The organism is Pseudodesulfovibrio mercurii, from assembly GCF_000189295.2.
Classification (GTDB): Bacteria; Desulfobacterota; Desulfovibrionia; order Desulfovibrionales; family Desulfovibrionaceae; genus Pseudodesulfovibrio; species Pseudodesulfovibrio mercurii.
Genome location: NC_016803.1, coordinates 794,600 through 808,240, shown reverse-complemented (window position 1 = coordinate 808,240; position 13,641 = coordinate 794,600). Strand labels below are relative to the sequence as shown.

The window sequence follows — 13,641 nt, the reverse complement described above, 5'->3', positions numbered from 1 at the left end:
CACGAAGTGACGGGGCGAGGCCGTTCGCTTTATTCTTGGCGGGTATTGGGCTAGTCTGGCGGACGTTCGCCGGGTGCGGCGGGCGGGACGTCTCCGTGACGCGGGCCGGGTTTCCGGCCCCAATCTGCAACCAGGGTGAACCATGGTTTCGAAAGACGACAAGATGGGTTTGTGGGGAGCCGTCTCCATCGGGGTGGGCGGCATGGTCGGCGGCGGCATCTTCGCCGTGCTGGGCCTGAGCGTGGAGCTGGCCAAGGGCGGCACGCCCGTGGCCTTTGCCGTGGCCGGGCTGGTGGCCTTGATCACCGCCTCGTCCTATGCCCGGCTGTCCGTGCGCTACGCCGGACCGGGCGGCACCGTGGTCTTCCTGGACCGCATCTTCGGCAACTCCATGCACGTGGGCGCCCTCAACGTTCTGCTGTGGTTTTCCTACGTGGTCATGCTCGCCCTCTACGCCCACGCCTTCGGTTCCTACGGCGCGGTCTTTTTCCCCAAGGGCGGGGGCTGGCCGGTGCTCCACGGGCTCATCTCCCTGGCCATCGTCGTGCCCGCCGTGCTGAACCTGGCCAGCGCCAAGGTGGTGGGCAAGGCCGAGACCTACGTGGTGGTCATCAAGATATCCATCCTGCTCTTCTTCCTGGCCGTGGGGATCAGGGGCGTGGAACCCGCCCGACTGGCCACGGACACCTGGGTGCCCATGCTGCCGCTGGTGGCCGGGGGCATGATCATCTTCGTGGCCTACGAGGGGTTCGAGCTCATCGCCAATACCGGGGCGGACATCCGCAACCCCGAGCGCAACCTGCCGCTGGCCTTCTATATCTCCGTGGGCTTCGTGGTCCTGCTCTACGTGGCCATCGCCATCGTGGTGGTGGGCAACCTGCCGCTCGACAAGATCATCAACGCCCGCGACTACGCCCTGGCCGAGGCCGCCCGGCCGTTCCTGGGCCAGACCGGTTTCACCCTCATCGCCGTGGCCGCGCTGCTGTCCACCTTTTCGGCCATCAACGCCACCCTCTACGGCTCGTCGAGGCTGTGCTACACCATCGCCAAGGAAGGGGAACTTCCCGCTCAGCTCGAGCGGCAGATGTGGGGCGCGCCCGCAGAGGGGCTGGTGGTCACCACCGTGCTCGCCCTGATCCTGGCCAACGTGGCCGACCTCTCGGCCATCTCCACCCTGGGCAGCGCGGGCTTCCTGTCGGTCTTCGCCGTGGTCAACGCGGCCAACTTCAAGGACGAGGACGGTTGGGGCGCGGGCCGCGTCCTGTCCGCCCTGGGCGTGCTGACCTGCACCGGTGCCTTCGCGGCCATGGTCTGGCAGAGCGTGAGCACCAACCCGGCCACGGCCTGGGTCCTGCTCGCCCTGTTCGGCGGGTCGGGCGTCCTGGAGGTCTTCTACCGGACCATCGGCACCAAGGGGCCGCGCAAGCGCCGCCGCCAGGCCCGGGTCACGCGCACGCTCTGAGGTAGTTCCGGAACAGCCTCGGGCTGATCCGCGAATACTGGTCGAAGTCGGAGATCAGCTCCAGGCCGGGGACCATGGCCCGGACCACCGGGATGTTCAGGTCCCGGCGGGTCAGGTCCGCGTAGGCGGGCCGGTAGCCGTTGGCCAGGAGCGTCCGTTCCAGGACCATCACGTCGCCCTCGGCGCTGCCGGTGGACAGGTCGGGCAACTCTTCGAGCCGGCGCACGGGCAGCCCCTCCGGGGCCGGGCCGCTGGCCGGACCGGGGTAGGGGTAGGCCGTCTCGGTCATGGCCGAGATCAGGGCCGACCGGCCGTTCAGCGAACAGCCGCCGCCCTTGTTCACGTCCCCCTGCCTGCCCAGGACCACGGACTTGTAGCACGGCACGCCCAGCTCGGTGGTCATGTCCATGAACCAGACGTGGATGCCGTCCTCGCGATACCTGTCGAGGAGCGGGCCGATCTCGGGGTCGTCGCTCTCCACGCGGAAGCAGCGCGCGGGATCGTGGAGTTGGGTGGCGTCCGAATCCCGTTCGATGACCTCGGTCAGGGCCGCGGCCTTGGCCTCGAAGAGCGTGTTGCCCGAGGCCAGGCCGGTGGAGCCGAGCGCGCTGAACAGGGACGGCTCGTCCAGGTTGCAGAACAGGAACACGAACTGGGCCGGGACCAGCACGGGTTCGCCCTCCGGGCCATGGCCCTCCATCCAGTGCAGCCGCTGGCCCGCGTAGGGCACCTCCAGGCGGATGTCGGCCGGGTTCACGGCCGGGACGTCGAGTTCGTCAAAGGACGCGAAGGTCAGTGGGTAGTCGCGGGCGTAGCCGAGCACGCCCTTGGGCCCGAAGCTGGCGTAGGAGGAGAAGCGCTCGACCATCTCCATGGCGTAGGAGGCGTCCGCCCGCTCGCGGGTCAGGCCGCGTCCGTAGCAGGTCTGCAACCCGTTCAGGGAGTTGGACAGCTTTCCGTTGACCGTGCGCGTCTTCACGGACCAGTGGCGCAGCCGGGCGACGGGCGACAGGGAGGCCTTGTGGTCCATGGGCGGACCCATGAAGGCGTCGGCCTTGCCCAGGGCGGGCAGGGCGGTCTCGATGGTCTCCTTGAGCGGCCTGCGCGCCAGGGGCGGGGGCAGCTCGTTGTCCAGCGCCGCGCGCACGGTCTCGGCGGGGACCGGTTCGGGCGCGGCGAGGTCTTCTTCGGCAAAGAGCGGTTCGGGCGCGTCCGCCGGTTCGGGCAGGGGGGCCAGGGTGAAGATGTTTCGGCCGAAGATGCGCGCCCACTCCCGGTGCAGGGGCTGGTCCGCGAGAAGGTGCGAACGGATGTGGATGGCCGGGGTGAAAGGCAGCAGGTCGCGCGGGTCCACGCCGTCGAACAGGGGCAGGAGCCGGTTCAGCCGCTGATGGCAGATGCACGCCTCATACATGACCGCCAAGCCCGCCGGGTCGGATTTGCCGTTGTCGGCCATGGCCTCCTGGATCATCTTTTCCAGCTTGCGCGGACGGAATTCCTTGAAGCCCTGGAGCACGAACTCGTGTATGTGATCGTCGAAGGGGTGCGCCCGGAGATGGTCCATCATCTCGTTGTGGCTCAGGTTCATGTCCGGCAGGGCGGCGAACATGCCCACCCCGAAATCCGTGTTCATCATCTGCAGTTTGTAGCGCATGGCCGTCCTTTGGTTTCCCTCTTCATTTTCCGCCGATAACCCCGTAAGAGGATGGGGGGTCGGGACCCGGCGTTACGCTATGGCATTCCTCGGTGGAGCACAAGGCCCGGCCCCCGGAGGGTGCGTTGCATGGAACAACATGGGGGAAAACGGTCCGTTTCCTGGCCCATGGTCCTCAAATTCGCGGCGGCGTTCTGCCTGCTCGGCCTGCTCTCCTTCGCCATGGAGCACTGGGGCGAGCGGTATATGAGCCGGCTGTCCGCCGTGGTGGAGGCAGAGGGCAATCTGGGCCCGCTGGTCTTCATCGCGGCCGACGCGCTGCTGACCATGCTCCTGGTGCCCCAGGTCCTGTTCACCGTGGCCGCAGGGGCGATTTTCGGTTGGAAGCTCGGCGCGGTCTACGCCTCGGCGGGCATGACCATCGGCGCGGTGGGGGCCTTTGTCCTGGCCCGCTACGGCGTGCGCGAGCGGCTCAAGGTGCGGTTCGCGGACAACCCCGTGTACAGGCGGATGCTCTTCCTGAGCCGCATCCACCCACTGCACCTCATCTCCCTGAGCCGGATCATCCCGGTCCTGCCCTTTCCGGTGACCAGCTACCTGCTCGGCATCACCGAGGTCCGCTCCCTGCCGTACGCGCTCCTTTCCTGGGTGGCCATGCTGCCCGAGACCGTCTTCCTGGCCTCGGGCGGGCACCTGCTCTCGGCGGGCGTGCGCGGGCGGCTGTCCGTGGGCGCGGCCATCGCCCTGGCCGTGGCCGGGGTGGCCGTGGCCATCGTGGTCCACCGCATGAAGCAGAAGTTTCTCGAAGGTGGGGACGGGGAAGACGGAGAAGGGAAAAGCGGAGAGGGGAAAGACGGGAAGGCGGGGCCGCCTACGGCCTGATGCCGCGCGCCAGGGCCTCCACCTGGGGGAGCAGGGCGCGGGCCATTGCCTCCACCCCGGTCTCGTTGGGGTGCAGGCCGTCCAGCAGGGTCATGGACGGGTCGCCCTGGTACGGGGCGAGGATGTCCGGGAACAGGGGCAAATCGTAGCGCTCGGCCAGGTCCGGGAACACGGCCTCGAACCGCGCCCGGTAGGCCTCGTCCGGGTTGAGCCCCGCGTTGACCCCCACCAGCAGGACCGGGAGGTCCCGCTTGCGGAAGGCCTCGATCAGGCTGGACAGCCGCGCCGCCACCTCATCCACCGGCTCGTCCAGAAAGCAGTCGTTGGCCCCGAAGGCCAGGACCACCCCGTCCGGGTCGGCGTCGAGGACCATGCGCAGGCGGTTCAGGCCGTCCTCGGCCGTGTCGCCGGACACTCCGAAATTGAGGCAGCGCGCCTCGATCCCCAGGTCGAGCAGGTCGCGTTCCAGGACGGCGGGCAGGGCCTCGTCCGGGGCCAGGCCGTACCCCTCGGTCAGGCTGTCGCCGAAGCAGGCGATGCGCAGCGGTCCGGACACGGGGCTAGCCGTTGATCCAGAGCTTGACCCTGGCGGATTCCTCGGCCCAGTCCTTGCTCAGCCGGAGGTTGAGGAACTGGGTGAAGACAATGTCGAACATCTCCAGGCAGCGCTCCAACAGGAACATCTTTTCCAGGAATTTGGCGTCCGGGTCGTCGCCCTCTTCGTCCTTGGTGCCGACCTTGGGGGTCTTCAGGCCGGACAGGCCGAAGTCCGAGGCGTTGACCGTGACCAGCCATTCGTCCTGGTCCATGGCGAAGAGCAGCTGGGCCTTGTTGACCTTCTTGCCCGTGCGCAGGCCGGTCTTGGCCTCGGACAGTTCGCCCGCCGGGCTGGTCACCGTGGCCGTGGCCTTGGTCTCGCCCTCGCCGCCCTGGACGGACAGCTTCTGCTCCATGTGCAGGGTAAAGGTCCGGTTGTCCGCGAGCTGAAAGAGCACGGTGTCCTGGTCGGTCTTGAACCACAGCCAGGTCAGGAAGTCCTGGCCGAGCAGGGTGTTTTCGCGTTCTACGAGTGAAAGATCCATGGCGCGCTCCTAGACGAAGATGGTCGGGTCGAGGTTTTCCAGCCTGGGCGCGGCGTCTTCGCCGAGGATGTCCATGGCCATGAAGAACGGGGTCAGCGGTTCCAGGTGGAGGTCGAAGGTCAGGGTGAAGTGGTCCTCGAACAGGGACCGGACCTTGGCGTTGGTGGTGTCCAGGTAGATGCGGTTGGCCGTGGGGTTCCAGATCACGTCGAAGACCGCCGGGATGGGCAGGGTCCGGGCGCGCAGCCTGAGGGCGACCTGCTCCTTGATCTCGCGCTTGCGGTCGCGGGAGACGAAATTCTTGCCCTGCTCCTTGTTGTGCTCGAGCTCCTTGTTGGCCGCGATGGTGTTGTGCTTCTTGAGCACGGCGGGCGGAATGCGCCGGGTGTCCAGGCGCAGGGAGAAGGCGAAGTAGTCGGCCTTTTCCGGCGGAGACGCGGTCCAGTTCATGTCCAGCATGTCGTCGATGTTGGTCCAGCCGAAGGAGCGCTCGTCGGCCGTGCCGTCGATGTCCACCATGCAGAATTGCTTCAGCTTGTCGGGCACTTGCTGGAGCAGTTCCGCAGGGACCTCCTCGATGATGCGGTAGCGTGTCAGCCCGAGGCTGGCGGAGAGTATGCTCAATTCGGGTCTCCTTGGATGTTCGGGTTCAGGGACCCATTGAGGTAAAACCTCTTGGCCCCGGTGTAAAGCGGATTTACCGACGCGAAGTCCCTTCGTCCCCTCGGCGCGCCCTTGTTTTCCAGGAGTTTCGCGGCTATGCTCCGGCCAAAAAAACAGGAGAGCCCCCATGTCCGACACCGCCCTGTCCGAATTGATAACCTACCTGGAACACGTCAACGCCGACGTGAAGCGCATCGAGGCCGAAGGGGAGGTCGCCCTGGCCGAGGGTGGGCAGACGGCCTTCCAGGCCTGCCTGGAAAAGAAGGCCAAGCTCCTGGCCGGGCTGGCGGAAAACAGTTGGGTCCTGGTGGAGCGGCTGGACGACGAGGAGGCCGAGGACGTGGCCCGGCGGCTGGAGGCGTTTTCCATGAGCGCGAGCACGGCCCTGCGTATAGGCTCGGTCTTCTTCATGACCGCGCTGCTCTATCCCGAGGACCACAAGCCGGGCGAGCCCAACGACCTCGAGACGTATATAGAGGAATTGCGCGCCAGGGCCTAGGATCGGCCCTGGTCCTGTCCCGATTTCCTGGTTGCGGTCCGGCGCGCTGCCAGCTGCTTTTCGCCCTCCAGGACGATCCGGCCCACCGCGTCCTCCTGCTTGCGGTCCAGGTCCACGAAGGCGCAGCCGACCACGCCCTGCTCGTGGCGCATGACCTGGCAGAGCACGCCCTCGATCTCACGGCCGCCGTTCAGGAGCAGGTCCATCTTGATCTTCACCCCGCACTTGATGCGCGGCTTCAGGAAGCTGAAGCCCAGGCCCGAGGCGCTGATGTCGGTCACCGGGTAGGTCTTGCCCAGCCGGTGGACGAACACGGTCAGCCCGTCCACGGAGATGCGGAACGCCTTGCGCTTGGTGATCCGGCCGTTCTTGATGGTGATGCTGAAGCCCAGGGCGGCCTCGTCCACCGGGGCGGCGTGGAAGCCGGTGTCCCGTTCGGGGGCGGGCTTGGCGGGCGGCGCGCTGCCGCGCCTGCGGATCTCGGCGAGGGCGCGGGCCGTCTCGTCCTTGGCCGGAGAGGTGCTCTTGCCGGTCTTGGAGAATATCTTGCCCAGAGAATCCAGAATGCCCATTGGTCACCGTTTGTTGCAGAGGTTCTTGTCGTTGCCGGACAATAGTAGGGTAAAGCGGGACCGCTGACAAGCGGGGCGGACCAGAGCGGTCGCGGACGCGGGACTTCCGGCCTTTGCCTTGCTAAGGCAGGGGGGCGGCGGTCCGCAAGGGTGCGGAAGAGCCGGGCAAATGGCGAAATGGGGTTGACAACAAGGCGATTTGGGGGGCAATAAGATACATCTTTTCAAGCCAAAAATGGGTGATCGAGGAGGAATAACATGATTGGCGAACTGCTTCACGGCATGACTCAGAGCTCCGGGGCCGGCTTTGTCGGCGTGTCCCTGATTTTCATCTACCTGGCCTGGATCCTGACCATCGGCATCATTCGCGTGCGCGAGGCCATGCACAGCGACCATCACTAGGACCTGAAAAAACGCGATCCACGGACCGCGTTTTTTTGCGTATTTTCCGCGAAGCCGCTTCCCGTTGTCGGGGGAGGCGGCTTCGTCGTTTTTCGTCCCCGGTCCTCCTAGGACATGCCGGGCTCTTCCTTGGCCACCTCCAGGAGATACTTGCCGTAGTCGTTGTTGCTCATCTCCGAGGCCAGGCGCAGGAGCTGGTCCCGGTCGATGAAGCCCATGCGGTAGGCGATCTCCTCGGGGCTGGAGATGACGTACCCCTGCCGGGCCTGGACCGCGCGCACGAAGCCGGACGCCCCGTGCAGGGACTCGTGGGTGCCCATGTCCAGCCAGGCGTAGCCCCGGCCCAGGGTCTGGACCTCCAGGTCGCCGCGCTCGAGGTAGAGCCGGTTGATGTCCGTGATCTCCAGCTCCCCGCGCGCCGAGGGCTTGAGGGAGCGGGCCATGCCGATGACGTCGTTGTCGTAGAAGTACAGCCCGGTGACCGCGTACTTGGACTTGGGCTTCGTCGGCTTTTCCTCGATGGACAACGCCTTGAAGTTCTTGTCGAACTCCACCACGCCGTAGCGTTCGGGGTCCTTCACCAGGTAGGCGAAGACCAGGCCGCCCTTTTGCAGCCGCCCCGCGGCCTTGAGAATGGAGCCCAGGCCGTGGCCGTGGAAGATGTTGTCCCCGAGGACCAGGCAGACGTTGTCCGAGCCGATGAACTCCTCGCCGATGAGGAAGGCCTGGGCCAGCCCCTCGGGCCGGGGTTGTTCGCGGTAGGACAGGCGCAGGCCGAGCTGGGAGCCGTCGCCCAGGAGTTTTCGGAAATTGGGCAGATCGTGGGGAGTGGAGATGATCAGGATGTCCCGGATGTCCGCCAGCATCAAGGTGGACAGGGGATAGTAGATCATCGGCTTGTCGTACACGGGCAGCAGCTGCTTGCTGACCACCCGGGTCAGGGGGTGGAGCCGGGTGCCGGAACCCCCGGCCAGGATGATGCCTTTCATATATGCCTCTGAGTGCTTTGATTTACTTCGGTTTCAGGTTAGGATACATCCCAACTGCATGGGCATTGCCATACTATAGGGCCGGGATAAAGGCAAAAGCAACCGGTCCGGGCGGCCCCTTACCAAAGGTGCAACCGATGAATCCCTATTTCCAATATTCCGGCGGCATGATCCCGGCGCTGCTCCTGCTGGTGGCGCTCTTCTTCCTGTTCGTCTTCCTGCCGGTCTCCCTGGTGGCCGACGCCTTCTCCAAGCTTGGGCTGACCCCGGCCCAGGGCGTGCTCATGCTCATCGCCATCCTGCTCGGCCGGATGATCAACATCCCGGTGCACACCAGCGAGCGGCTGGTGGTGGTCAGCACCCCCCGGACCGTGCGCTTCGGCGTGGACGAGGGCGGCCGTCCGGTGCGCTTCGAGGAGGAGGGCGAGAGCGAGCTGAAGAAGCAGATATTCGCCATCAACGTGGGCGGTTTCCTCATGCCCCTGCTTCTGAGCGTCACCTTCATCATCCGCCAGCACATGATCTTTCAGGCGGGCGGAGTCTATCCCTGGATCGGCTTCGTCATGCTCATGGTCGCGGCCGGGTGCTACGCCATGGCCAAGCCCGATCCCTTCACGGGCATGCGCATCCCGTTGGTCCTGCCCGCCCTGATCACCTTCCTGTGCGTCTACTTTTTCGTGCCCCCGGAGTACCGCCCGGTGGCCGCCTACGTGGCCGGCACCATGGGCGCCGTGCTCGGCGGGAACCTCATCCCGCTGCTGGTGCCGCGCTTCCGCAACCGGGTGGGCACGCAGATGGTCTCCATCGGCGGCCCCGGCACCTTCGGGGGCGTGTTCGTGGCGGGTATCCTGTCGGTCCTGCTGGCCTGATAACCAAGGGAGAAACCATGTCCTGCAAGCGTCTCGACTGCCGTCTGGCCGCCCCGGTGAACAAGGGCGGCCTGGTCTACCTGTGTTCCGCATCCGAAATGTCGGCCCCGGCGGCCATGGTCACGGACGTGCTCAGGCCCGGCCTGCGCGCGGGCGACCGGCTGGCCGGGGAGGGCGGTGCGTTCCTGGTCCGCTCGGCCGCCTGGCTGCCCCGTGGCGCGGGCGCGTCGTCGCAGCCCCTGTACCTGTTGGAGGCCCTGGAGGACGCACCGGCCGGGCCGGTGACCTTCGAGGTCTCGCGCACCGGCTACGCCCTGGCCTGGATCACCCTGAGCGACAAGGGATCGCGCGGCGAGCGCGTGGACGAGTCCGGGCCGCTGGTGGGCAGGCTGGTGGGCGAGGTCCTGGACCTGAACTGCGTCCAGGGGTTTATCATCCCGGACGAGACCTCCCAGCTCAAGGGGCTGCTCGCGGATCTGGCCCTGAATCAGGGATTCGACCTCATCCTGACTACGGGCGGCACGGGCGTGGCCCCCAGGGACGTCTCCCCGGAGGCGACCCTGGCCGTCATAGAAAAGCGGCTGCCCGGCTACGAGCGGGCCATGACCATGGCCAGCCTGGCCAAGACCCCGCACGGGGCCATCTCCAGGGCCGTGGCCGGGACCCTGGGCAATGCGCTCATCGTCAACATGCCCGGCAGCCCCAAGGCCGTGGCCGAGTGCCTGGAGCCGCTGCTGCCGACCTTCCGGCATACCCTGGAAAAGCTTCAGGGCGACCCGTCGGACTGCGCGGCCCTGCGTGACGGATGACGTTTGGACTTGCGAACTCTAGAAAAAGTCGTTAAATAGTTGGATTGATGATTGTTGATGGTTCAACTTAACGAGCAATTTCAGATAGGAACCCCCATATGAACCGCACACGGTTGTTATTGACGTTGATTCTTTCGGCTCTTCTGGCTTCGGCCGGAATCGCGTTCGCCCAGGACGCCGATCCCGCCATGGACAAAGCAGGGGCCGAAGACATCTCCGGCCCCTTCGATCTTGAGCGGTGCGTGCAGCGGGCCTTGGGCTTCAACCCGAACATGCAGGCCATCCGCGCCCAGCTGCGCGGCGCCGAGCACGGCCAGCGTTCCGCCCTGGGCCAGTTCGGCCCGGCCCTGAGCGGCGGCTTCGGGTACACGCATTACAACCGTGGTTACACCTACAGCGGCAAGCAGGACGACTGGGTCGCCTCCCTGAACCTGACCCAGCCGATCTTCCAGGGCTTCAACCTGCTGGCCAACTGGCAGAAGGCCAAGTTGAACAAGGAGTCCACCGAGGCCTCCCTGACCAACGTGGAATTGAGCCTCATCGAGTCGGTCCAGTCCAACTATCTCTCCCTGCTCAAGGCGCGCATGGACGTGAAGAGCGCCGAGGACTCCGTGGCCCGCCTGGAATCCCAGCTCAAGGTGACCAACGCCTTCTACGAGGTCGGCCTGCGGCCCAAGGCCGAGGTCCTGGACGCCGAGGTCGACCTGGCCACCTCCAAGCAGGAACTCCTCAAGGCGCGCAACAACGTCTCCACCCAGGAGGCCCAGCTGAACACGCTGCTGAACATCCCCCTGGAAGCCCCGATCAAGTACGTGGGCGAACTGAAATACATCCCCTTTGATCTGACCCTCAAGGAATGCCTGATCCGGGCCTACGACCATCGGCCCGACCTGATCATCGGCCAGAAGAGCGTGGAGATGGCCCAGAAGGATGTGACCATGTCCGAGAGCAGCTTCTACCCCTCGGTCAACGGTCACTGGGACTACGTCACCCGCGGCGACGATCCCGCGGTTAACGGCAACGGCTACATCTCCGAGCGCTCCGGTGAATACTGGACCGCCGGGGTGGACGCCACCATGGATATTTTCTCCTGGGGTTCCGACTACTACGACTCCAAGAAGTACGACGAGATGGTCAAGCAGATGGAGGCCGACCTGGAGAACACCCGGCTCAACGCGGGCTTCGAGGTCAAGAGCGCCATCCTGAACCTTCAGGAGGCGGCCGACCGCATCTCCGTGGCCAAGAAGTCCGTTGTGGCCGCCGAAGAGGCCTACCGCATGGCCGTGGCGCGCTACCAGGCCCAGGTGGGCACCAACACCGACGTGCTCAACGCCCAGGAGCGCCTCAGCCTGGCCGAGGCCCAGCTGTCCCAGGCCCTGGCCGACTACGGCACCGCCGTGTCCAAGCTCTACGTGGCCATGGGCGAAAAGAACCTTGGCCTCAAGGAGGTCAAGTAGCACCGTGTTCTCCGGCCGCAAGCGCACCTGGCAGGCCAGGGGCATGGAGTGCGAGAAGTGCGGTCTCGACCTGACCGCCTACCGGGGATGCCGTGAGGTCACGCTGAAGTGCCCATCCTGCGGCAAGGTCTACGATCTCAGGGAGTTCTCCTCCAGAATGGACGAGGACTTCGAGGAGGAAATGGGGTTTGTGCCCATGGACCGGATTTGAGAAAAAGCCCGAACGGCGCATGAAACGCGCGGCCATCGAAACGACGTTGGCCGCCGTTTTTATTTGTTGCCTCGGGGCGTTTTGGGCGGCGAGACCGGCTGTGGCCGGGTCCGTGTGGGACCCCCTGGTGGACCGCCTGTCCGGGGACGGCTTCGAGCGGCGCAAGGTCGCCTATTTCTTTTCCAGCCCGGACCTCGAGTTCCAGCCCGAGATCATGGCCCGCAAGATGAACGTCCTGCTCAACACCCGGCTGTCCGCCCAGGAGCCGGGGCCTCAGCCCGAGCCCCAGGTTATGGACCGCTACCTCAACCCGCTGCTCATCGCCGGGGCCTACGCCTTCTACCGCGAGCACAGGGCCGACCTGACCCTGATCCACGAGAAGTACGGGGTGCCGGGCGAGGTCCTGACCGCGCTCATGCTCCTGGAATCGCGCCTGGGCATGACCGTGGGCGATTACAACGGGTTCGCCATCCTGGCCTCCATGGCACTGGCCGGGGATTTCGAATTCATCCGCGACCGCATGGAGCGCACGGACCTCTCCCCCGAGACCCTGGACTGGCTGCGCAAGCGAACGCGGGAAAAGGGCGATTGGGCCTACGAGGAACTCAAGGCGCTCATCCGCTACGCCAAGGGCACGGGCCAGGACCCGCTGACCATCCGCAGCTCCGTGTACGGGGCCATCGGCCTGTGCCAGTTCATGCCCACCAGCGCCGAGCACTACGGCCGGGATGGTTCCGGGGACGGGCGCGTGGACCTCTTCGAGACCCGCGACGCCCTGTACTCCATGGCCAACTTCGTGGCCGAGCACGGCTGGAAGGATTCCATGACAGAAGAGCAGAAGCTCAAGGTCATCTACCGCTACAACCACTCCGAGAGTTACGCCCTGACCGTGCTGGCCGTGGCCGACCGCATCGCCAAGACCCGCGAACTCTTCGGCGGCTGACCGGGATCAGTCCCCGTCCAGCAGGCTCTGGTAGAGGTTGAGGGAACGCTTGAGAAATTCGTCCAGGGTCAGCTGGGACATGGTCCGCTTCTGGGCGGCCAGGACCCGCTCGCGCACGTCCTGGTCCGTGGCCACGCTTCGGATGGCCCCGGCCAGTCCGTTCACGTCGCCGGGCTCGACCAGCACGGCCGCGTCCACCAGGTCGGGCATGACTCCCACGTTCGTTGACACCAGCGGCCGGTCCTCGGCCATGATCTCCAGGGCCGAGCGGGCGATGGCCTCGGACCACAGGGAGGCGACCACGCCGATGTCCAGGGCGCTGATGCAGTCGGCCACGTCGTCGCGTCGCCCGCTGATGCGGGTGATGTCCCCGACTCCGGCCTCGCGGATGTGCGCCTCGATCTGATCCGTGGTCATGGCCGTGTCGAAGCCGATGAGGAACAGGCGGATGTCGGCGAGTCCCTGCTTGCGCAGTGCGGCCACGGCCCGGATGGTCTCCTGGTGCCCCTTGACCCGGTCGAAACGGCCGAGCAGGCCGACCACCAGGTCGTCGGGGCCGAAGCCGAACTCCTTCCGGATGCGCTCGCGCCCCTCCGGGTCGAAGCGGAATTTCGCGGTGTCCACGCCGCCGTGGATGAGCCACACCCCGTGGCCCGGCGTGCGCATCTTGTGCAGGAAGTAGTCGGCCATGCGACGGTTGGTGACCACCACGGCGTCGGCCACGCCCGCGTGCAGCCAGCGGTTGATCGCGTCGGAGCGGGGCGGGCGCTGGTCGCCGCGCGTGCGCACCAGCCGATAGTGGAAGCCGAAGAGCTTGAGCAGCCCCCACAGGAAAAAGCCTTCCCCCCGGTGGCAGTTGACGATATCCGGACGGTGCGCGCGCAACAGTTGTATGATATGCCTTGCGGCAGCGGCGAAGCGCACGGGGTTGGTGGTGTTCAGGTCCACGGCCACGGTGTCGAGCCCGGCGTCCCGGGCCGCCTGTTCGGCCTGGGTCCCGGCCTGGGTCAGGACCAGGACCTCGTGGCCCGCGTCGGCCAGGAGTCTGCTCAGGGTGATGGCGTACCACGCGGTCGCGTTGAACCAGCGGACGTTGATGACTTGAAATATTCTCATTGATTGCGCCTGGGTGGACTGTTGGATACAC

General features: G+C 66.1%; 16 protein-coding genes. 9 read left to right on the top strand and 7 right to left on the bottom strand.

Annotated features, from left to right (window positions below; genetic code table 11):
• Positions 1-142 precede the first annotated feature (142 nt).
• Complete coding sequence (locus DND132_RS03855) at positions 143-1,462, top strand: APC family permease (RefSeq protein WP_014321396.1); 1,320 nt, start codon at positions 143-145, stop codon at positions 1,460-1,462.
• Here the strand turns inward: DND132_RS03855 and DND132_RS03850 are convergent.
• Positions 1,446-3,116, bottom strand: coding sequence for a YcaO-like family protein (locus DND132_RS03850; protein WP_014321395.1), 1,671 nt, complete (start codon positions 3,114-3,116; stop codon positions 1,446-1,448). The two genes, DND132_RS03855 and DND132_RS03850, sit on opposite strands and share 17 nt — an antisense overlap.
• A gap of 129 nt (positions 3,117-3,245) precedes the next feature.
• On the opposite strand from DND132_RS03850, the gene DND132_RS03845 reads away from it, so the two are divergent.
• The gene (locus DND132_RS03845) at positions 3,246-3,998 is read left to right on the top strand and encodes a TVP38/TMEM64 family protein (protein ID WP_014321394.1); all 753 of its coding nucleotides are present in this window, start codon (positions 3,246-3,248) and stop codon (positions 3,996-3,998) included.
• Here DND132_RS03845 and DND132_RS03840 read toward each other — a convergent pair.
• The 3 genes from DND132_RS03840 to rdgC are packed head-to-tail and all read right to left on the bottom strand — an operon-like array spanning position 3,988 to position 5,704.
• Positions 3,988-4,554 carry an arylesterase gene (locus tag DND132_RS03840; RefSeq protein WP_014321393.1) on the bottom strand — a complete coding sequence of 189 codons (567 nt, stop codon included), beginning with the start codon at positions 4,552-4,554 and terminating at the stop codon, positions 3,988-3,990. The two genes, DND132_RS03845 and DND132_RS03840, sit on opposite strands and share 11 nt — an antisense overlap.
• Before the next feature lie 4 nt (positions 4,555-4,558).
• Positions 4,559-5,080, bottom strand: coding sequence for a hypothetical protein (locus tag DND132_RS03835; RefSeq protein WP_014321392.1), 522 nt, complete (start codon positions 5,078-5,080; stop codon positions 4,559-4,561).
• Between the two features lie 9 nt (positions 5,081-5,089).
• Positions 5,090-5,704 carry a recombination-associated protein RdgC gene (gene rdgC / locus DND132_RS03830; protein ID WP_014321391.1) on the bottom strand — a complete coding sequence of 205 codons (615 nt, stop codon included), beginning with the start codon at positions 5,702-5,704 and terminating at the stop codon, positions 5,090-5,092.
• Between the two features lie 166 nt (positions 5,705-5,870).
• Here rdgC and DND132_RS03825 point away from each other — a divergent pair, with 166 nt between their 5' ends.
• A complete protein-coding gene (locus DND132_RS03825; RefSeq protein ID WP_014321390.1) occupies positions 5,871-6,242 on the top strand; it encodes a hypothetical protein in 372 nt (123 codons plus the stop codon).
• Here the strand turns inward: DND132_RS03825 and DND132_RS03820 are convergent.
• Positions 6,239-6,814 (bottom strand): PilZ domain-containing protein, encoded by a 576-nt coding sequence (locus DND132_RS03820; protein WP_014321389.1) that lies wholly within the window; start codon positions 6,812-6,814, stop codon positions 6,239-6,241. The two genes, DND132_RS03825 and DND132_RS03820, sit on opposite strands and share 4 nt — an antisense overlap.
• A gap of 258 nt (positions 6,815-7,072) precedes the next feature.
• On the opposite strand from DND132_RS03820, the gene DND132_RS18425 reads away from it, so the two are divergent.
• On the top strand, positions 7,073-7,216 hold the full coding sequence (locus DND132_RS18425; RefSeq protein WP_014321388.1) for a hypothetical protein: 144 nt from the start codon (positions 7,073-7,075) through the stop codon (positions 7,214-7,216).
• A gap of 107 nt (positions 7,217-7,323) precedes the next feature.
• On the opposite strand, the gene rfbA is transcribed toward DND132_RS18425, so the two are convergent.
• Positions 7,324-8,205 (bottom strand): glucose-1-phosphate thymidylyltransferase RfbA, encoded by an 882-nt coding sequence (rfbA, locus tag DND132_RS03815; protein ID WP_014321387.1) that lies wholly within the window; start codon positions 8,203-8,205, stop codon positions 7,324-7,326.
• A 137-nt stretch (positions 8,206-8,342) separates the two neighbouring features.
• Here rfbA and DND132_RS03810 point away from each other — a divergent pair, with 137 nt between their 5' ends.
• The 5 genes from DND132_RS03810 to DND132_RS03790 all read left to right on the top strand — a co-directional run bounded on the left by DND132_RS03810 (position 8,343) and on the right by DND132_RS03790 (position 12,494).
• A complete protein-coding gene (locus tag DND132_RS03810; RefSeq protein WP_014321386.1) occupies positions 8,343-9,074 on the top strand; it encodes a DUF1614 domain-containing protein in 732 nt (243 codons plus the stop codon).
• A 17-nt stretch (positions 9,075-9,091) separates the two neighbouring features.
• Positions 9,092-9,883: a MogA/MoaB family molybdenum cofactor biosynthesis protein gene (locus DND132_RS03805; protein ID WP_014321385.1), complete on the top strand. Its 792-nt coding sequence runs from the start codon at positions 9,092-9,094 to the stop codon at positions 9,881-9,883.
• Positions 9,884-10,071: 188 nt separating this feature from the next.
• A complete protein-coding gene (locus DND132_RS03800) occupies positions 10,072-11,340 on the top strand; it encodes a TolC family protein (protein WP_238528320.1) in 1,269 nt (422 codons plus the stop codon).
• Between the two features lie 4 nt (positions 11,341-11,344).
• On the top strand, positions 11,345-11,551 hold the full coding sequence (locus DND132_RS03795) for a dual CXXC motif small (seleno)protein (protein WP_014321383.1): 207 nt from the start codon (positions 11,345-11,347) through the stop codon (positions 11,549-11,551).
• A 100-nt stretch (positions 11,552-11,651) separates the two neighbouring features.
• On the top strand, positions 11,652-12,494 hold the full coding sequence (locus DND132_RS03790; RefSeq protein ID WP_238528319.1) for a lytic murein transglycosylase: 843 nt from the start codon (positions 11,652-11,654) through the stop codon (positions 12,492-12,494).
• Between the two features lie 6 nt (positions 12,495-12,500).
• Here the strand turns inward: DND132_RS03790 and DND132_RS03785 are convergent, their stop codons facing one another.
• A complete protein-coding gene (locus DND132_RS03785) occupies positions 12,501-13,610 on the bottom strand; it encodes a glycosyltransferase family 4 protein (RefSeq protein WP_014321381.1) in 1,110 nt (369 codons plus the stop codon).
• Between the last annotated feature and the right edge of the window lie 31 nt (positions 13,611-13,641).